Origin of the sequence: Kocuria sp. BT304, from assembly GCF_003290245.1 — a bacterium.
GTDB lineage: Bacteria > Actinomycetota > Actinomycetes > Actinomycetales > Micrococcaceae > Kocuria > Kocuria rhizophila_A.
In genome coordinates this window covers 2,273,298-2,291,294 of sequence record NZ_CP030039.1, presented here as the reverse complement: position 1 = coordinate 2,291,294, position 17,997 = coordinate 2,273,298, and the positions used below count along the sequence as shown (strand labels likewise).

Here is a 17,997-nt window from a genome sequence, read left to right as displayed (position 1 = left end):
CTCGAGGATGAGGGGGCGTGACGGAGGGACCAACGACATGAGCGATGCACTCCACCAGGGTGAACGGGCACGACTGTGGACGCCGTCCGAGGAGTCCATTCGCGGCTCCCGTATGCACGACTTCGCCCAGTGGGTGTCACGGACACGGGTCGTACCGACGGAGGGCTTCGAGGCCCTCCACGCATGGTCGGTGGAGGACCTGGACGCCTTCTGGGGCGCGGTCTGGGAGTACTGCGGGATCGTGGCGTCGTCGGAGGCCACCGCCGCGCTGGAGGACCGGTCCATGCCCGGTGCGTGCTGGTTCCCAGGGGCCCGCCTCAACTATGCCGAGAACACGCTGCGCTGGGCGGAGTCCCGGCCCGACGAGGTGGCGATCGTCGGGGAGCACGAGGACGGTGCACCCGTCTCCTGGACCTGGCGTGAGCTGGAGTCCCGCGTGGCCGCTCTCGCGCAGCGGCTCAGGGAACTCGGCGTGGGGCGCGGTGACCGCGTGGCCGGTGTGCTGCCGAACATTCCGGAGACCGTGGTGGCACTGCTCGCCACGGCCAGCGTGGGCGCGCTGTGGTCCGTGGTCAACACGGACTTCGGACCCTCCGGTGTTGCGGACCGGTTTGCGCAGATCGAGCCTACGGTGCTTTTCGTGGTGGACGGGTACCGGTTCGGAGGCTCTCTGCGGGACATGACGGGCTCCTACGCGGGCCTGCTGGACGTGCTTCCCTCCGTGCAGCAACTGATCGTGGTTGACCAGCAGCCATCGGGGGCGGTGGGAGCCCTGCCAGAGGGCGCGCTGCGGCTCTCGGAGATTCTCGAGTGCTCGGCCGTGCCCCGCTACGAGCAGGTGCCCTTCGAGCATCCGCTGTGGATCCTGTACTCCTCGGGCACCACGGGTAAACCGAAAGGGATTGTTCACTCCCACGGGGGAGTGGTGCTCGAGTTCCACAAGGCCCTCGGCCTGCATGCGGGTCTGGGCCCGGAGGACATCGCCTACTACGCCGTGGCGACCACCTGGATGGTGTGGAACATGCTCGTGGGCATTCTGCTCACCGGCGCCCGCATCATCACCTACGACGGGTCCCCGACCCACGGCGGCCCGGAGAAGTCCTTCGAGCTCGTGGCGCGGCACCGGGCCACGTTCTTCGGTGCGGGCGCGGGCATTCTGAGCATGGTGCAGCGCGCAGGGGTGGTCCCGAACGTCCGCATGGACCTGTCCTCCCTCCGATCGATCCTGGTCACGGGCTCCCCGCTTCCCGACGCCGCCTGGGACTGGGTCTACGAGGCCGTCTCACCCACGGTGCGCCTCGGCTCCGACTCGGGCGGCACCGACGTCACGAGCGCGTTCATCGGCACCAATCCGTACCAGTCCGTGTACCGGGGCGAGATCATGGGCCCGTACCTGGGTGTGGCCGCGGAGTCCTGGAACTCCCGCGGGGAGCGCGTGCGGGACGAGGTGGGCGAGCTGGTGATCACCGCCCCCATGCCCAGCATGCCGGTGTTCTTCTGGGGCGATGAGGACGGCAGCCGGTACCGTGCCGGGTACTTCGACATGTTTCCGGGAGTGTGGCGGCAGGGCGACTGGGTGACGCAGCTGTCCCAGGGGCCCTTCGTCGTGCACGGCCGCTCGGACTCCACGATCAACCGGGGTGGGATCCGGATGGGATCGGCGGACCTCACGCACGTGGTGGACCGCGTGGCGGGGGTGTCCGCGTCCATGGTGATCGGTGCGGAACTGGCCGGCGGCGACTACTTCATGCCCCTGTTCGTGGTGCCGGAGCCCGGCACCCGGCTGGACGAGGAGCTGCGCCGGCGCATCGTCACCGCCATCCGGGAACAGGTCTCTCCGCGCTACGTCCCGGACGAGATCATCGAGGCGCCCGCGGTGCCACGGACCCGCACGGGCAAGCTGCTGGAGATCCCCGTGAAGAGGCTCTTCCAGGGCGCCGGTCCCACCTCGGTGAACCGGGCCACGGCCGAGGACGCCGAAGTCCTGGACTGGTACGCGCGCGCGGCGCAGGAGTTCGCCGGCAGGTCAGCCGAGCGTCCGTAGCGGTCCTCCCGCGCGCACCAGCGCAGCCCTCCGCGACATTCCCGGCCCCGGCACCAACACCGGCTCTGGCAGCAATCCCGGGGTCGGCAACGGCCCCGGGTGGCCGGGACCGTACAGGCCCCGGCAGCAGTCCGGGCCCCGGCAACACCCCGGGTCCACGGGGTCGCTCAGGCCTGGAGTGCCGAGCCGCCTCAGGAGACGATCTTGCCCGGGTTGAGGTTCTCCCCGGGGTCGGCGACCTCGAAGAGGCCCTTGAGCAGGGCGACGCCCTCGGGGGAGACGTCCTGCTCCATCCAGGGCTGATGCTCGACGCCCACGCCGTGGTGGTGGGACAGGGTGGCCCCGGAGTCCACGAAGGACTGCTGGATGGCGGACTTGATCACCCGGTACTCCTCGTAGGGGTCCTCCTCGTCGAAGACGTAGGCGAACGTGAAGTACAGGCACGCCCCCGAGTGGTACGAGTGGGACATGTGGGACATCACCCACCCGGTTTTGCCGAGGCGCTCGTAGGCGCGCTGGACGGCGTCGTAGGCGTTCTTGTGCACCGTGGTGAGCCGTGACCAGGGCGCCGCGGTCTCGGAGACGTCCCCCACGGTGTTCTGCTCGAGCAGGAAGTCGCGCAGGTGCGGGGTGTCGAACTTCTTCTGGTCGTAGAGGGCGCCCGGCCCGGAGCCGAGCACGAGGGCGCCCTGGGACTTGGCGATGGCCGCTACGGCCTTCTTGCGGTCGGCGACGTCCTTCGCGCTGCCCTCGAAGCACACGTAGGAGATGCACATGGCGTCCGTGTCCCAGCCGCGCCGGCGCATCACGGCCCACAGCGCGTCCTGCCCCCTGGCCGCGAGCCTGCCCTTCACGGAGGTGGCCGCCTTCTGGGTGGCCAGGGAGAACGCGGTCTCGTGGGCGTCCGAGACGCGCGCGAAGGTCAGGGGGATCTCCGCCTCGGTGTACCGGCGCACCGCGGTCAGCGCCTGCTGCCACGTGGGGAACATGTAGGCGATGACCTCGTGCTGCTCCGGCAGCCGGTGCACGTGCACCGTGAGCTCGGTGATGACACCGAGGCGGCCCTCGGAGCCGATGACCATCTCCCGCAGCCCGGGGCCCGTGGAGGTGGAGGGCAGGGGTCGCAGCACCACGGTGCCTGTCGGGCGCACCATGCGCAGCCCGCGCACGATGTCCGCGATGTCCCCGTACTTGTCCGACTGCATGCCGGAGGAGCGGGTGGCGGCCCAGCCGCCCAGCGTGGAGTGCGCGAACGAGTCGGGGAAGTGGCCCATGGTCCACCCGCGGGCGTTGAGCTGCTCCTCCATGTCCGGTCCCAGCACACCCGCCTGGATGGTGGCGAGGCCCGAGGTCTCGTCGATCTCGAGCACCCGGTTGAGCCGGCCCAGGTCCAGGGACACGATGCAGCGGCTCTCGTGCGGGTCCGCCTGCAGGCTGCGGGAGATGCTGGAACCGCCGCCGAAGGGGATCACCACGAGGTCCCGGTCCACGGCGGCCCGCAGGAGCTCGCCGACCTCCTCCTCGCTGCCCGGGTAGAGCACCACGTCCGGCACGCGGGCGAAGTCGTTGCGCAGCGTCTGCAGCAGCTCCAGCACGGACTTCCCGGCCCAGTGCACGATGCGCGTCTCGTCCTCGGTGCTCAGGTGGTCCCGGCCGACGATCCCGCGCAGCTGCTCCAGGACGTCCTCGGGCGCCCGGGAGGCCGGGACCCGTGCGGTGGAGAAGTCCACCGAGTCCCGCTCGCGGGGCCGCAGGGAGACCCCGATGGCCTCCTTCACGAAGGGCGCGAAGGCGGGCTTGTTCCGGTAGTCGAAGAACACGCCCTCCTCGCCCCAGCCCCACCACTTCTGGTGCTTCACGTCTGCCATTCGGGGCAACCTCTCTGCCGGGGGGTCTCTAGTCCTGGATGCGGTGCCGGTTGGCGGCGTAGAGGGCGCGCACGGCGGCCTCGATGCGCTCGTTGAAGCCCGCGGCGTTCTCGTTGCCCCGGGCGCGCAGCGGGGCGCCCACGGCCACGACCACGGGCGGGCGCCCGCGCCGCGGCCAGCTGGTGCCGCGGGGCATGGCCTCGTGCGCGCCGATGAGCGCGACCGGAACCACGGGCACCTGGGTGGACAGCGCCAAAGACGCCGCTCCCACCTGGAACGGGGCCATCCTGCCGGTCTTCGAGCGGGTCCCCTCGGGGAAGATCAGCAGCGGCACGCCCGCCGCCAGCAGCTTCTTGGACAGCCCGCGGTTGGCGCCCTCCCCGCGGCGGTCCACGGGGAACGCGTTGAACACCAGCTGGGTGAAGAACTTCTTGTGCCACGTGGTGAAGAAGTAGTCCGCGGCCACCCCGGTGGCGAGATCCCGCGAGATGTAGTGGGGCACGCCGCTCATCACGAGCGGGGCGTCCAGGTGGCTCGAGTGGTTGGCCACCACCACGCACGTGCCCTTGACCCCGTAGGCCGCGGGGTCCACCACGTTGCTGCGGGAGATGGTGCGGTTCACGAGACCGCGGAAGAACACGGTCTGCACGATCCTGCGCACCACCCGGCGTACGGGCCGCGTGTAGTGGGCGGCGGTGAGCTCTGCGGACTCGGCCGGCGGGGCCGGGGGGTGCGGGTCCTGCTGGCCCGCCGGGCCCTCGAGCGAGTCCAGCACCCGGGGGCGGGGCTCGGGAGGGGCGGGGCGGCGGCGTCGTCCCCCGGTGTCGGCGGACGGGCCGGAGGTGCGCTCGTGTGCGGGTGCCACGGGATCAGGCCGGGATCTCGCGGCGTCGGATCCCGGAGATCTTCCGGGAGACCCAGCGCACCGCGGGGCGCGGGAGGTGGCGCAGGGTGGTGGCCATGACCTTGTAGCGCAGCGTGGGGATCGAGATGACCTTGCCGCGTGCGACGTCCGCGAGCGCCTCCTCCACGAGGCGGTCGGCGTCGAGCCACATGAAGTCCGGGATGGAGGAGCCGGTGATGCCCGCCCGGCTGTGGAACTCGGTGCGGACCCAGCCCGGCAGCAGCGCGGTGGCGTGGACGCCGGTGCCGTGCAGCTCCACGGCCAGGGACTCGGTCATGCTGGTGGTGTAGGCCTTGATCGCGGAGTACTCGCCCATGGTCACGTACCCGGACGTGGAGGAGACGTTGACGATCCACCCCGTGCCGCGGGCGATCATGGCCCGGGCTGCCGCCCCCGAGAGCCGGGTGACCGCCGCGCACATGACGTCGAAGCCCTTCTCGTGCTGCCGGAAGTCCTCGGCGGTGTAGGGGGTCTTCACGGAGAAGCCCGCGTTGTTGACGAGCATGTCCACGGGGTGCTGCGGGTCCTCGAGCCGCTGGGCCACGTGCCACAGCTGCTCGCGCACCGCGAGGTCCGCGGTGATGGTCTCCACGTGCACCCCGTGCTCGGCGGCCAGCTCGCGGGCGGTCTCCTCGAGGCGGGCGGTGTCCCGTGCGACCAGGACGAGATTGAAGCCCCTGCGGGCGAGGGATCGTGCGAACGCGGCACCGATGCCTGACGTCCCACCGGTCACGAGAGCGGTAAGCATGGCTCCAAAATACACTACGGTAGGCGTAGCGTAGCCGCCGCCGGAGGGCGGGGCGTCGTCCAGACCCACGGAGGATCCCTTGACCGACACCACCACACGCGTCCTGCTCACGGGGGCCACGGGCTTCCTGGGGCAGGCGGTCCTCCAACGGCTGCTCTCGAGCTCGGAGACCACGCACGTGACGGCGGTGGTCCGGCCCAAGGGGTCCCAGTCCGGCGCCGACCGGCTGCGGCAGCTGCTGCACAAGCCGTCCTTCCGGACGTGGCGCGAGGCCGTGGGGGAGCAGCGGGCGCGAGAGGTCTTCGAGGCCCGCACGAGCGTGCTCGAGGGGGACCTCACGGGGCTGGCGGAGATCGCCGAGCCGTTCGACGTGGTGGTGCACTCCGCCTCCACGGTCTCCTTCGACCCCCCGATCGACGAGGCCTTCCGCACCAACGTGGGCGGCGCCGTGGGACTCTACGACGCCCTGCGCGCGACCGGCCAGGACCCGCACGTGATCCACATATCCACGTGCTACGTGGGCGGGATCGCCAAGGGACTGCGCCCCGAGACCTCCGTGGAGCACGACGTCGACTGGCAGGTCGAGTACGACGCCGCCGTGGGCGCGGCCGACACCGCCGAGGTGGAGTCCCGCTCGCCCGAGCGGCTGGAGGCCTTCATCCGCCGGGCCACCGCCCAGCACGGCAAGGAGGGGCCCAAGTCCGTGGCACGCGCCGCGGAGGAGGCCCGGCGCGAGTGGGTGCGCGCACGCCTCGTGGACCACGGCCGCACCCGGGCCCAGTCCCTGGGGTGGACCGACATCTACACGTTCACCAAGGCGCTGGGCGAGCGCGTGGCGGAGCAGAAGTGGGCCGGGGCCGGGCACCGGCTCTCGGTCGTGCGCCCGTCCATCATCGAGTCCGCCCTGCGCCACCCCTTCCCCGGGTGGATCGACGGCTACAAGGTCGCGGACCCGCTGATCATGGCCTACGCCAAGGGCGCGCTGCCGGAGTTCCCCGGGCTGCCGGACTCGGTGCTGGACGTGATCCCGGTGGACTTCGTGGTCAACGCGATCGTGGCCCTCGCCCTGGGCGGTCACCGGGAGCAGGAGCCCACGGCCGGGGACGACGCCGCCGCGGGGCCGCACTCCGCCTACTACCAGGTCTGCTCGGGGGCCTCCAACCCCCTGCCGTTCCACCGGATGTACCGCAGCGTGCGCGCCTACTTCCTGGAGCGCCCGCTCGAGGACTCCCACGGCACCCCGATCCGGGTGCCTGAGTGGACGTTCCCGGCGAACAACGCGATGGAGCGCGGGCTGGCCGTGAAGGAGAAGCTCGCGGCCGTGGGCAGCCGCGTGAGCTCGGTGCTGCCCGCCACCGCGCGGACCCGGGAGTGGACCAACTCGCTGCACCGGGTCCAGACCGGGCTGGGGTCCCTGCGCACCTACGTGGACCTGTACCAGAACTACACGCGCACCGAGATGATCTTCGACGACACCCGCACGCGGCAGCTGGACCGCTCCCTGCCCGCGGACACCCCCGAGGACCTCCATTTCGACGTGCGCGCGATCGACTGGGCGGACTACTGGCAGAACGTGCACCTGCCCGCCCTGACCGAGATGACGCGCGCGTACGGCCGGGCCAAGGAGGCCTCACGCCGGCGGGCCGTACGGCAGCGGCGCATGAACGGGGGCACGGACGTCGTGGCCGTGTTCGACCTCGAGGGCACCGTGGCCGCGGGCACGATCGTGAGCCAGTACGCGCAGCTGCGCCGCCGGGAGCTCAGCCCGCTGCAGTGGCCGGGGGAGCTCGTCGAGCTGCTCGGCGGCGCGGGCACCTACATCGCCGCCGAGCGCCGCGACCGCGGGGAGTTCATCCGCGCGTTCCTGCGCCGCTATCGGGGAGTTTCCGTGGAACGGGTCACGGAGCTGATGAACGGTTCGCTCGGGCGGGCCGTGGAACGCAGCGTGCGCCCGGGGGCGCTTGCGCGGATCCGGGAGCACCGCGAGGCGGGGCACCGCACCGTGCTGGTCACGGGCTCACTGGACCTGCTGGTGAGCCCGGTGGCCGAGCTGTTCGACGACGTCGTGGCGGGGCGCATGGACCAGGTGGACGGTGTGCTCACCGGCTACCTGGCCACCCCGCCGCTCGTGGACGAGGCCCGCGCGCAGTGGCTCAAGCGCTACGCCCAGGACCACGGTCTGGACCTCAGCCGCTCCTACGGCTACGGGGACTCCGTGGCGGACGCCAGCTGGCTGTCCCTCGTGGGCCACCCCCACGCCGTGAACCCGGACCTGCAGCTGTACCGCCGGGCCCGCCGGGCCCACTGGCCCGTGGAGGACTGGAGGAAGGCCTGAGCCATGACGTCCGAGAGCATCCCGGCCCCCGGGCCCTCGACCGACCCGCGGACCGCGCGCACGGACCGCAAGATCATCGCGGGTGCCCTGCGGCTGCTGCGGGAGGGCGGACCGCAGCGCGTGACGATCGAGGCGGTCTCCGCGCTCACGGGCGTGGCCAAGACCTCGATCTACCGCCGCTACGACAACAGCCCCCAGCTGCTGGAGGCTGCGCTGCAGCACACGGCCGCCGCGCAGGCCCCCGCCGTCCAGGACGGCACGTGGGAGCAGGCGCTCACGGATGCCGTGGACCTGCTGCTGCGGGACATGGGCCTGGGTGTGGCCATCACGCTGCTGCAGGAACCCACCTCCCCGACCGCTGGGGTGCTGCGCTCGGCGGTGGTCCGCCCGCGCATGGACGCCCTGCGCGCGCTCCTGCAGCGGGACCAGGACCGCGGGCTCGTCCGGGCGTCCGTGGACCTGGACATGGTCGTGGACTTCGTCCTGGGGGCCGCCTACGCCCACGTGGCGCGCTACGGATCCCTCGACGAGCAGTGGACCGTGCGGGTGCACCGCGCGGTCGGGGACCTCATCCGGGTGCGTCCCGAGGAGCAGTCGGCGGGCTAGAACACGTCCCGCTCGTCGGGGCGCTCGGCCAGGTAGGTCTGCACGTAGTCCGCGGCGGCCGCCTCCGTGGGGATGTCCTTGCCCGCAGCCTCGGACATGAACCACCGGTGCTCCAGCACCTCGTGCACGATCTGCGCGGGCTCCCGCTTGCCGCGCAGCTCCGCGGGGATCGCGGCCATGATGGGCACGAAGATCTCCCGCATCCACAGCTGGGCGGTGAGGTCCTCGGGCAGCCCGGGGTACAGGGCCCGGCCGAACTGGTCGATGTCCGTGAGGATGCGCCGCGCCTGGTTCTCCTGCGTGTTCAGCCCGGTCAGGTGCAGCAGCCGGCGGCTGTGGTGGCCCGGCTCCACCACGCGCGGGCGCAGGTGCACCCGCCCGGACTCGTCCGAGTCCATGGACGCCTCCTCGACGTCGAAGCCCAGCTCGTTGAGCCGCTTGACCCGATCCTGCACGCGCCAGCGCTCGTCCACGGAGAACACCTCGGTGGCGGTCAGCTCCTCCCACAGCCCGTCGTAGGTCTGCACGAGCCGCTCCGAGACCGCGAACGGGTCCACGGACGCCGGATCCACCCCCGCCTCGGCCAGCCGCCGCTGCATGTGCTCGCCCGCGAGCAGGTCCATGATCTCCCCGGCCACGTTGGTGCGCGCGAGGTCGATGTCGTACTCGCGCTGCCCGCGCGTGAGCCGCGGGTGCAGCTCGCCGGTCTCGGCGTCCACAAGGTAGGCGGCGAACTGGCCGGCGTCCCGGCGGAACAGGGTGTTGGAGAGGGAGACGTCCCCCCAGTAGAAGCCCGAGAGGTGCAGCTGCACGATCAGCGAGGCCAGGGCGTCCACGAGCCGTTCAATGGTGTCCGGGGAAGGCACCTGCTCGAAGATCGCCCGGTAGGGCAGGGAGAAGCTCAGGTGGTCGGTCACCAGCGCGGCCGGGAGGGCCTCGCCGTCGGGGCGATAGCGCTCCGTGACCACCGCGTCCGGAACCACCGACGGGGTACCCATGCGCTGCAGCCTGCGCAGCAGCCCGTACTCGCGCTGCGCGTAGTGGGCCGTGGTCTCCTTCACGGCCACCACGCGCTCGCCCACCGTGGCGAAACGCACCACGTGGCGGGACAGTCCCCGCGGGTACGCGGCGAGAACCTCGGGGGGCCAGTCCTCGAGGGGGACGTCCCAGGGCAGCTCCAGCAGAGCGGGGTCCGGGAACGCGGTGCTGATCGAGATCCCGCGCGCGGTGTGGGGGGAGGGGGGTCGGGGGGTCATCTCAGCCCGCGCCGTCCAGCACGCGCGCCCGCCGGTCGGCGAGGTCGGCCAGCACCTCGCTGAGCGCGGCCGGGTCTGGGACCCGCCACGGGGCCACGGACTCCCGCTCGCCCACCTTGATCCCCACGTCAGCGGGACCCAGCACGGCCAGGGCGTCCTCGTCCGTGACGTCGTCCCCGGCGAAGACCGTGACGTCCGGGTGCACGGCCGCGCGGATCGCGTCGAGGCCGTCGCCCTTGGTGGCGCTGAGCACCGAGCACTCCAGGACCTGCTGCCCCGGGGTCACCCGCAGCCCCGGCAGGGCGCAGTACGCCTCGGCGGCCTGCTGCAGGGCGCGCTGCGCGGCCGCGGGATCCTTCACGGGCCGGGTGTGCAGGGCCACCCCGGCGGGCTTGAGCTCCACGTGCGCGCCCGGGCAGCTCCGGGCGATCTGCCGGGTGGCGGCGACCGCCCGCTCGAGCAGAGCACGCTGCTCGGGTCCGAGCACGACGCCGCCGTGCCCCGCGTCGTGGCCCTCAGCTCCGCCGCGCGCCGCGGGGCCGAGGGCCACCTCCGCACCGTGCGAGCCGGAGAGCACCATGCGCCGCTGCGGGTCCACGACGGTGCGCAGGAACTCCAGGGGGCGCCCCGAGACCACGGCCACGGTGGTCCGGGGCAGCCCCGCGAGCGCGTCCAGCGCGCGCTGGGCAGCGGGCAGCGGGCGCGAGTCCTCGGGGCGTTCGGTGAACGGGGCCACAGTGCCGTCGAAGTCCAGCGCCACGAGCAGTGTGCCCGCACCGGCCGCGGCATCCAGGGCGCGGTTCAGGGGGTCACTCATGACCGGGCCCGTCCGCGGCGGCACCCGGCCCCGCGGCGTCGTCGGGCGCGGTGCGGGCGTGCGCGGCGAGGTCGTCCAGGAAGCGCTGGGACCAGTCCACGACGTCGTGGGTGAGCACCTGCCGGCGCATCGAGGCCATGCGCTTGCGCGCCTCCGTGGCGGGCATGTCCCGCGCGTACATCATGGCGTCCTTGAGGCCGTCGATGTCGTGGGGGTTGACCAGCACCGCCTGCTTGAGCTGCTCGGCCGCGCCCGTGAACTCGGAGAGCACGAGCGCCCCGGAGCGGTCCCGGCGGGCCGCCACGTACTCCTTGGCCACGAGGTTCATCCCGTCCCGCAGCGCGGTCACGAGCATCACGTCCGCCGCGAGGTAGAGCGCGACCATCTCCTCGAACGGGTAGCCGTGGTGGAGGTAGCGGATGGCGGTGTGCGAGATGGTGTCGTACTGGCCGTTGATCCGCCCCACCATCCCCTCCACGAGCTCCCGCAGGTGCCGGTACGAGTCCACGCGCTCGCGGGACGGGCTGGCCACCTGGATCAGCACGGAGTCCTCGACCGTGAGTCTGCCGTCGTGCAGCAGCTCCCCGTAGGCCTTGATCCGGTGCCGGATGCCCTTGGTGTAGTCCAGCCGGTCCACGCCCAGGAAGATGGTCTCCGGGTTGCCGAGCTCCTCGCGGATCTCGCGCGCCCGCGCCCGGACCGAGGGATCGTCCGCGAGCTCCTTGATGGAGTCCACGTCGATGGAGATGGGGTAGGAGCCGGCGTTGACCGTCCACGTGGTCTGCCCGCCCTCGGCCGTGCTCTCGCTGAACTGCGCCGCACCCTTGGTGAACTGCACCCCCAGGTACCGGCGCACGCAGCGCTGGAAGTTCTGGGCGTCCCCGGGGCGCTGGAAGCCGATCAGGTCCGCGCCCGTGAGCCCCTCCAGCACCGCCCTGCGCCAGGGCAGCTGCGAGAAGATCTCGGTGGGAGGGAACGGGATGTGGTTGAAGAAGCCGATGGTCACGTCCGGGCGCAGCCGGCGCAGCATCCGCGGGACCAGCTGCAGCTGGTAGTCCTGCACCCACACCGTGGCGCCCTCCGCGGCGGTCTCCGCGGCCATGCGCGCGAAGCGCTCGTTGACCCGGCGGTAGGCGTACCACCACGTGCGGTGGAACTCGGGGGAGGCGATCACGTCGTGGTACAGCGGCCACAGGGTGGCGTTGGAGAAGCCCTCGTAGTAGCGCTTGACCTCCGTCTCGCTCAGGGACACCGGGACGAGGTGGAAGACGTCGTGGTCGAACGGTTCCAGGGACTCGTCCGGGGCCCCGTGCCAGCCCACCCAGGCACCGTCCCGCTGCGCCATCACCGGCGCGAGCGCGCTGACCAGCCCGCCCGGGGAACGGCGCCACGAGCTGCTGCCGTTCTCGTCCACGTCCCGGTCCACAGGGAGCCGGTTGGAGACCACCACGAAGTCGTAGCCCTCCTGCGGGACGGCGACCTCTTCCAAAGACTGTTCTGCGCTCACGCTGTGTTCCTTCCCGGGCGGGTTGATCGCTTCCATCCTAGGCGGGGGCACCGGCGGCGGGCCCTCGTGACGGGCCACCCCGGCGCGGGCCACCCCGGGGAGGGGGCGTCCCTGCGGTGGCCCGCCGCGGGGGTCGACGGACCCGGTGGGGCGGTCCCGCCTGGGAGCCGGCTGGGCCACGGGCCCGGCCGGGCCGGGTACCCTGAGGACCAGTCAACGACAGCTGTGCTCCCCCATCGGAAGGACACCAGGGCCCCCATGGCTTCCAAGAACAACACCTCCGGCTCCTCGTCCGTGGACGCGCGGGAACGCGCCCGGCAGATCGCCGACCGCCAGTCCCGCCGCTCCAACGGCAAGCCCCTGGGGCTGATCCTGGGCGTCGCGGCCCTCGTGGTGGCGATCGCGCTGATCATCGGGCTGGTGATCTGGCAGAACAGCAAGGCCACCATCCCGGACGCCGGGCCCGTGCCCGCGAGCGCCAACCAGTACGGCGGGATCACCGTGACCAAGGACGGGATCGCGCAGAACACCTCCGACGTCAAGGAGCGGGACCTCTCCACGCTGCCCCCGGCGCCCGACGAGCCCGACACCTCCAAGACGCCCCTGGGCGTGGTGGACAAGGACAAGGCCGTGGGCAACGGCAAGCCCGTGCAGCTCGTGATCTTCCAGGACTTCGAGTGCGTGCACTGCGCGGACTTCGAGAAGGAGAACGCGGACGCCCTGAAGAAGGCCGTGGACGCGGGGAAGGTGGAGATCGAGTACCGCAACCTCAACTTCCTGGACAAGGCCACCCCGGACCAGTACTCCTCCCGCTCCGCGAACGCCGCCTACCTGGTGGCCGAGCAGGTCACCCCGGACCAGTACATGGAGTACTCCCAGGAGGTGTTCTCCCACCAGGGCAGCGGCGGGCTGAGCAACAAGCAGCTCGCGGAGATCGCCGGCAAGCACGGCGCCACCGTCTCCGAGAAGGACCTCGACGAGAACACCTACCGCCCCATGGTCAACGTGGCCACCCGCGAGTCCGTGACCAACGGCGTGGCGGGCACCCCGTCCATCTTCGTGGACGGCAAGCGCTACGAGAAGGGCGCCTTCGAGGACATGCTCAAGCAAGCGATCGACGCGAAGGCCAAGAAGAAGTAGCGCCGCGCGCGCAGAGACCCCCGGTCCGTTCCACGGGCCGGGGGTCTTCTCTGTCTCCGGGCAGCGGGCCCGGGTGCACCGAGCGCGAGGGCCCGGCAGGTGGTTCCTGGCGGGCCCTCGCGCTCGGGTGCGACCCGGACGGGGAGCCCCCTGCCGGATTCGAACCGGCGACCCTCTGTTTACAAGACAGATGCTCTGGCCATCTGAGCTAAGGGGGCGCGGGTGTCCCGCGGACGGGACCGCTCCATGATACGCGACGACGCCGCCGCGGCCGGGACGCGCAACGGCCGGCCACCCTCCGGGGAGGGCGACCGGCCGTGGCGTGCTGCGGCTACTCCTGGGTGATCTCCACGGCGGCCTGCTCCCGGCGGCCGAACGCCCACAGCAGCAGCTCGGAGGGCTCGCCGCGCACGATCTTCACCCGGCGCGCCGAGGTCTTGCCACCGCGCACGGCGCCGAAGCCGGCCGCGAGCAGCACCACGGACTCCGGCTCCTTGCGCAGCATGGTGGAGCCGCCGAACTTGAGCATGGCCCACAGGGCCTTCTGCTCGTCGTTGAGCAGCTGCCGGGGGTGCCACTGCGGCTGCGCGCGGCGGACGTCCTCGTGGTGGATGAAGAACTCCCCGGTGTTCATGCGCTTGTCCAGCGGGGACCAGCGGCCGGGGGAGTAGAGGGGAGGGCGCTCCACGAGGTCCACGAGGGACTCCCACGGCATGGCCCGGTACTCGGCCTCCACGGTCTTGGCGTGGGCCCCGAGCAGGGGCAGCCCGGGGGAGAACATCCCGGGGACCGCGTCCGGGCGAGCGTCGCGGATCGCGAGGTGGACCGCGAGGTCCAGCGTCTGCCAGCCCTCGCAGAGGGTGGGGGCGTCCGGGCCCACGCGGCGCAGCAGCGCGGCGAGGTGGCGGCGTTCGACGTTGGCGAAGTTGGTCACGGGGACATCCGTTCTGTGGGGGTGGTCCGTCACGAGACACGGTAGACGCGCCGAACCGCGAGCGCCACCGGTCCCACGACCCCGGGCGGTGCCCAGAGCCGGGAACTCACCCGGCGGCGTCGGGCTCCGTGTCCGGGGAGTTGAACTGGGCCTCGTAGAGCTCCGCGTACGCGCCGTGGGCGGCGATCAGCTGCTCGTGCGAGCCCTGCTCCACGATCCGCCCCGAGCGCATCACGATGATGGTGTCCGCGTCCCGGATGGTGGAGAGCCGGTGGGCGATCACGAACGAGGTCCGCTGCGCGCGCAGCGCCGCCATGGCCTTCTGCACGAGCAGCTCGGTGCGGGTGTCCACCGCGGAGGTGGCCTCGTCCAGGATCAGCAGGGACGGGCGGGAGAGGAACGCGCGCGCAATGGTGATCAGCTGCTTCTCGCCCGCGGAGACCGAGGAGCCGTCCTCGGTGACCACGGTGTCGTAGCCCTGGGGCAGCGCACGCACGAAGCGGTCCACGTACGTGGCGCGGGCGGCCTCGAGCACCTCCTCGTCCGTGGCGTCCTGGCGGCCGAAGCGGATGTTCTCCATGATGCTGCCGCTGAACAGCCAGGCGTCCTGGAGCACCATGCCCACCTGGGAGCGCAGGTCGTGCCGGGCGAGGTCGCGGATGTCGATCCCGTCCAGGGTGATCCGCCCGCCGTCGATCTCGTAGAAGCGCAGGATCAGGTTCACCAGGGTGGTCTTGCCCGCCCCGGTGGGGCCCACGATGGCCACGGTGCGCCCGGGCTCCACGTGCAGGGAGAGGTCCTCGATCATGGGCTGCGCGCCGGCGGCCACCGCGGCCTTGTCGTAGGAGAAGTCCACGTGCTCGAAACGCACCTCGCCGCGCAGCCGCTCGGGCAGCTGGGCCGTGGGCGTCTCGGGCTCCTGCTCGGGGGCGTCCAGCAGCTCGAACGTGCGCTCCGCCGAGGCGATGCCGGACTGCAGCTGCGTGGCCATGCCCGCCACCTGGGACAGCGGCTGGGTGAACTCCCGCGAGTACTGGATGAACGCCGTGGCGTCCCCCAGGGTCAGCTGACCCGTGGCCACGCGCAGCCCGCCGAGCACCGCGATCCCCACGTAGGAGAGGTAGGAGATGAACTGCATCACGGGCATGATGGTCCCGGACAGGAACTGGGCCCCGAAGGCCGCGCGGTGGAGCTCCTCGTTGCGCTCGTCGAACTGCGCCTGCATCTGCCGCTGCCGGCCGTACGCGTGGACGAGCTCGTGGCCCGAGAAGGACTCCTCGATGTGCCCGTTGAGCCTGCCCGTGGCCTGCCACTGCTGCTTGAACATGCGCTGGGACCGGGTGCCGATCACCCCGGCGGCCACCGCGGACAGCGGCAGCGCGAGCAGCGCCACGAGGGCCAGCTGCCACGAGACCACGAACATCATGACCACGATGCCCAGCACGGTGAGCACGTCCTGGACCAGCTGCGCGAAGGTCTGCTGCAGCGCGGTCTGGATGTTGTCCACGTCGTTGGTCACGCGCGACATCACGTCCCCGCGCTGGCGGGTGTCGAAGTAGCTCAGCGGCAGGGCGTTGAGCTTGCGCTCGACCTCGGCGCGCAGGTCGTAGACCACCCGCATGACCACACGGTTGAGCACGTAGCCCTGCAGCCACATCAGCAGGGACGCCACCGTGTACATGGCCAGCACCGCCAGGATCAGGCCGCCCAGCCGGGTGAAGTCCACACCCTGGCCGGGCACCAGGGACATCGCGGAGACCATGTCCGCGGTGGTGTCCTGGCCCTGCGCGCGCAGCCCGGCCTCGACCTGGGCCTGGCTCGTGCCGGCGGGCAGGGATCGGCCGACGACGCCCGCGAAGATCACGTCCATGGCGCGCCCCAGCACGCGGGGCGCCCACACGCCCAGCACCACGGAGACCACCACCGCGAGGACCACCACCGTGAGGGCGGCCTTGTGGGGCGTGAGCAGCTTCATGAGGCGCACCGCCGAGGGCCAGAACTGCTGCGGTTTGCGGGCGGGTTCCTGGGTCTCGCTCACAGTGCGCCTCCGGTGCTCTGGTCCGCCGACAGCTGGGAGGTGACGATCTCCCGGTACGTGGTGCTGCTCGCCACGAGCTCGTCGTGGGTTCCGCGCGCGGTGATCCGCCCCTTCTCGAGCACGAGGATCTCGTCCGCGTCGGTGATGGTGGAGACCCGTTGTGCCACCGTGACCACGGTGGCGTGACGGGTCACGGGCCGCAGGGCCGCGCGCAGCCGGGCGTCCGTGGCGACGTCGAGGGCCGAGAAGGAGTCGTCGAAGACGTAGACGCTGGGCCGGGCCACGAGCGCGCGGGCGATGCTGAGCCGCTGGCGCTGCCCGCCCGAGACGTTGGTGCCGCCCTGCGAGACGGGGGAGTCCAGGCCCTGGGGCATTGCACGGACGAAGTCCTCCGCCTGGGCCACGCGCAGGGCCTCCCACAGCTGCTCGTCCGTGGCGTCCGCGCGCCCGAAGCGCAGATTGCTGGCCACGGTGCCCGAGAACAGGAAGGGCCGCTGCGGCACGAGGCCCACGCGCCCCGCGAGGTCCTCGGGGGCGTAGCGCGGCAGGGCCAGGCCGTCCAGCAGCACCTCCCCGGCCACGGGGTCGATCAGGCGCGGGACGAGGTTGATCAGGGTGCTCTTGCCGGACCCGGTGGCCCCGACGATCGCCACGGTGCGCCCCGGCTCGGCGGTGAAGCAGATGTCGTCCAGCACGGGTGCCTCGGCCCCCGGGTACTGGAACGTGACGTCGCGGAACTCGAGCCGGCCGCGGGCCGGCGGGGCCTCGGCGGGCTGCGCGGGCGGAGTCATGGCCGGGCGGGTGTCCAGCACCTCGGTGATGCGCTCGGCGCTGACCACCGCGCGCGGGACCATCATGAACATGAAGGTGGCCATCATCACGGCCATGAGGATCTGGAGCATGTACTGCAGGAACGCGGTCAGTGCACCCACCTGGATCTCGCCCTGGTCCACGCGGTGCCCGCCGAACCACAGCACCGCGGCGGTGGCCAGGTGCATGACCATGTTGATTACGGGGAACATCAGCACGAACAGCGCGCCGATCTTCAGGGAGATGTCCGTGAGGTCCTGGTTGGCCCGCGCGAAGCGCCGCGTCTCGAACGGTTCCTTGACGAACGCGCGGATCACGCGGATGCCGGTGATCTGCTCGCGCAGCACGCCGTTGATGCCGTCGATGCGCTCCTGCATGGTGCGGAACCAGGGCATGAGCCGGGAGACCACGAGGCCCAGCAGCACGCCCATCACGGGGATGGAGACCCACACGAGCCACGACAGCCCGGGGTCCTCGCGCAGGGCCATGATGATCCCGCCCACGCACATGATCGGCGCCATGACCATGAAGTTGAGGGCCATAAGCGTGAGCATCTGGATCTGCTGGACGTCGTTGGTGTTGCGGGTGATCAGGGAGGGTGCGCCGAACGTGCCGACCTCCCGGGCGCTGAAGGAGCCCACCCGGGTGAAGACGTCCCGGCGCAGGTCCCGGCCCACCCCCATGGCGGTGCGGGCCCCGCACCACACGGCCACCACGGCGCAGAGCACCTGGGCGAGGGCCACGGCGAGCATCACCGCGCCGGTGCGCCAGATGTAGTCGGTGTCCCCGCGGGTCACGCCGTGGTCGATGATCCGGGCGTTGAGGCTGGGCAGGTACAGCGTGGCGATCGTGGACAGCAGCTGGAAGACGAGCACCCCCACGACCCACGGGAGGTAGGGGCGCACGGAGGTGCGCAGCAGACGCAGCAGCATGACGGGCGATCCTGACGCAGAACAGCGGGGGCGAAGCCCATGACGGGCCCAATATACG

The 17,997-nt window shown here is 71.6% G+C and carries 13 protein-coding genes and 1 tRNA gene; 4 read left to right on the top strand and 10 right to left on the bottom strand.

What is annotated here, in order from left to right; genetic code table 11:
• Positions 1–37: 37 nt before the first annotated feature.
• Positions 38–2,044, top strand: coding sequence for an acetoacetate--CoA ligase (locus DNL27_RS10090; protein WP_112235470.1), 2,007 nt, complete (start codon positions 38–40; stop codon positions 2,042–2,044).
• Between the two features lie 191 nt (positions 2,045–2,235).
• Here the strand turns inward: DNL27_RS10090 and DNL27_RS10085 are convergent, their stop codons facing one another.
• The 3 genes from DNL27_RS10085 to DNL27_RS10075 are packed head-to-tail and all read right to left on the bottom strand — an operon-like array spanning position 2,236 to position 5,564.
• Positions 2,236–3,912, bottom strand: coding sequence for an FAD-binding oxidoreductase (locus DNL27_RS10085; RefSeq protein WP_112235469.1), 1,677 nt, complete (start codon positions 3,910–3,912; stop codon positions 2,236–2,238).
• Positions 3,913–3,940: 28 nt separating this feature from the next.
• Positions 3,941–4,777, bottom strand: a complete 837-nt coding sequence (locus tag DNL27_RS10080) for a 1-acyl-sn-glycerol-3-phosphate acyltransferase (RefSeq protein WP_229568897.1) — start codon at positions 4,775–4,777, stop codon at positions 3,941–3,943.
• 4 nt (positions 4,778–4,781) lie between these two features.
• Positions 4,782–5,564 (bottom strand): SDR family oxidoreductase, encoded by a 783-nt coding sequence (locus DNL27_RS10075; protein WP_012398927.1) that lies wholly within the window; start codon positions 5,562–5,564, stop codon positions 4,782–4,784.
• Positions 5,565–5,643: 79 nt separating this feature from the next.
• Here DNL27_RS10075 and DNL27_RS10070 point away from each other — a divergent pair, with 79 nt between their 5' ends.
• A complete protein-coding gene (locus DNL27_RS10070; RefSeq protein WP_112235468.1) occupies positions 5,644–7,899 on the top strand; it encodes an HAD-IB family hydrolase in 2,256 nt (751 codons plus the stop codon).
• A gap of 3 nt (positions 7,900–7,902) precedes the next feature.
• Positions 7,903–8,505, top strand: coding sequence for a TetR/AcrR family transcriptional regulator (locus tag DNL27_RS10065; RefSeq protein ID WP_012398925.1), 603 nt, complete (start codon positions 7,903–7,905; stop codon positions 8,503–8,505).
• Here the strand turns inward: DNL27_RS10065 and DNL27_RS10060 are convergent.
• The 3 genes from DNL27_RS10060 to DNL27_RS10050 are packed head-to-tail and all read right to left on the bottom strand — an operon-like array spanning position 8,502 to position 12,121.
• Positions 8,502–9,761 (bottom strand): DUF4032 domain-containing protein, encoded by a 1,260-nt coding sequence (locus DNL27_RS10060; RefSeq protein WP_112235467.1) that lies wholly within the window; start codon positions 9,759–9,761, stop codon positions 8,502–8,504. The two genes, DNL27_RS10065 and DNL27_RS10060, sit on opposite strands and share 4 nt — an antisense overlap.
• Position 9,762: 1 nt before the next feature.
• Positions 9,763–10,578 (bottom strand): trehalose-phosphatase, encoded by an 816-nt coding sequence (gene otsB, locus DNL27_RS10055; RefSeq protein ID WP_112235466.1) that lies wholly within the window; start codon positions 10,576–10,578, stop codon positions 9,763–9,765.
• Positions 10,571–12,121: a trehalose-6-phosphate synthase gene (locus DNL27_RS10050; RefSeq protein WP_234449156.1), complete on the bottom strand. Its 1,551-nt coding sequence runs from the start codon at positions 12,119–12,121 to the stop codon at positions 10,571–10,573. The genes otsB and DNL27_RS10050 overlap by 8 nt, the downstream gene beginning before the upstream one ends.
• A gap of 222 nt (positions 12,122–12,343) precedes the next feature.
• Here DNL27_RS10050 and DNL27_RS10045 point away from each other — a divergent pair, with 222 nt between their 5' ends.
• Positions 12,344–13,225, top strand: coding sequence for a thioredoxin domain-containing protein (locus DNL27_RS10045; RefSeq protein WP_112235464.1), 882 nt, complete (start codon positions 12,344–12,346; stop codon positions 13,223–13,225).
• Between the two features lie 144 nt (positions 13,226–13,369).
• Here DNL27_RS10045 and DNL27_RS10040 read toward each other — a convergent pair.
• The 4 genes from DNL27_RS10040 to DNL27_RS10025 all read right to left on the bottom strand — a co-directional run bounded on the left by DNL27_RS10040 (position 13,370) and on the right by DNL27_RS10025 (position 17,939).
• Positions 13,370–13,443 (bottom strand) — tRNA-Thr (locus DNL27_RS10040).
• Positions 13,444–13,556: 113 nt separating this feature from the next.
• Positions 13,557–14,159 (bottom strand): TIGR03085 family metal-binding protein, encoded by a 603-nt coding sequence (locus DNL27_RS10035; RefSeq protein WP_041297406.1) that lies wholly within the window; start codon positions 14,157–14,159, stop codon positions 13,557–13,559.
• Positions 14,160–14,265: 106 nt separating this feature from the next.
• Complete coding sequence (locus tag DNL27_RS10030; protein ID WP_112235463.1) at positions 14,266–16,197, bottom strand: ABC transporter ATP-binding protein; 1,932 nt, start codon at positions 16,195–16,197, stop codon at positions 14,266–14,268.
• Complete coding sequence (locus tag DNL27_RS10025) at positions 16,194–17,939, bottom strand: ABC transporter ATP-binding protein (protein WP_112235462.1); 1,746 nt, start codon at positions 17,937–17,939, stop codon at positions 16,194–16,196. Before DNL27_RS10025 ends, DNL27_RS10030 begins: the two co-directional genes overlap by 4 nt.
• Between the last annotated feature and the right edge of the window lie 58 nt (positions 17,940–17,997).

Coding starts and splice junctions, on each gene's coding strand:
- DNL27_RS10050 (WP_234449156.1), bottom strand. CDS start 12,121: ATGGAAGCGATCAACCCGCCCGGGAAGGAACACAGCGTGAGCGCAGAA.
- DNL27_RS10025 (WP_112235462.1), bottom strand. CDS start 17,939: ATGCTGCTGCGTCTGCTGCGCACCTCCGTGCGCCCCTACCTCCCGTGG.
- DNL27_RS10075 (WP_012398927.1), bottom strand. CDS start 5,564: ATGCTTACCGCTCTCGTGACCGGTGGGACGTCAGGCATCGGTGCCGCG.
- DNL27_RS10065 (WP_012398925.1), top strand. CDS start 7,903: ATGACGTCCGAGAGCATCCCGGCCCCCGGGCCCTCGACCGACCCGCGG.
- DNL27_RS10060 (WP_112235467.1), bottom strand. CDS start 9,761: ATGACCCCCCGACCCCCCTCCCCCCACACCGCGCGCGGGATCTCGATC.
- DNL27_RS10045 (WP_112235464.1), top strand. CDS start 12,344: ATGGCTTCCAAGAACAACACCTCCGGCTCCTCGTCCGTGGACGCGCGG.
- DNL27_RS10085 (WP_112235469.1), bottom strand. CDS start 3,912: ATGGCAGACGTGAAGCACCAGAAGTGGTGGGGCTGGGGCGAGGAGGGC.
- DNL27_RS10090 (WP_112235470.1), top strand. CDS start 38: ATGAGCGATGCACTCCACCAGGGTGAACGGGCACGACTGTGGACGCCG.
- otsB (WP_112235466.1), bottom strand. CDS start 10,578: ATGAGTGACCCCCTGAACCGCGCCCTGGATGCCGCGGCCGGTGCGGGC.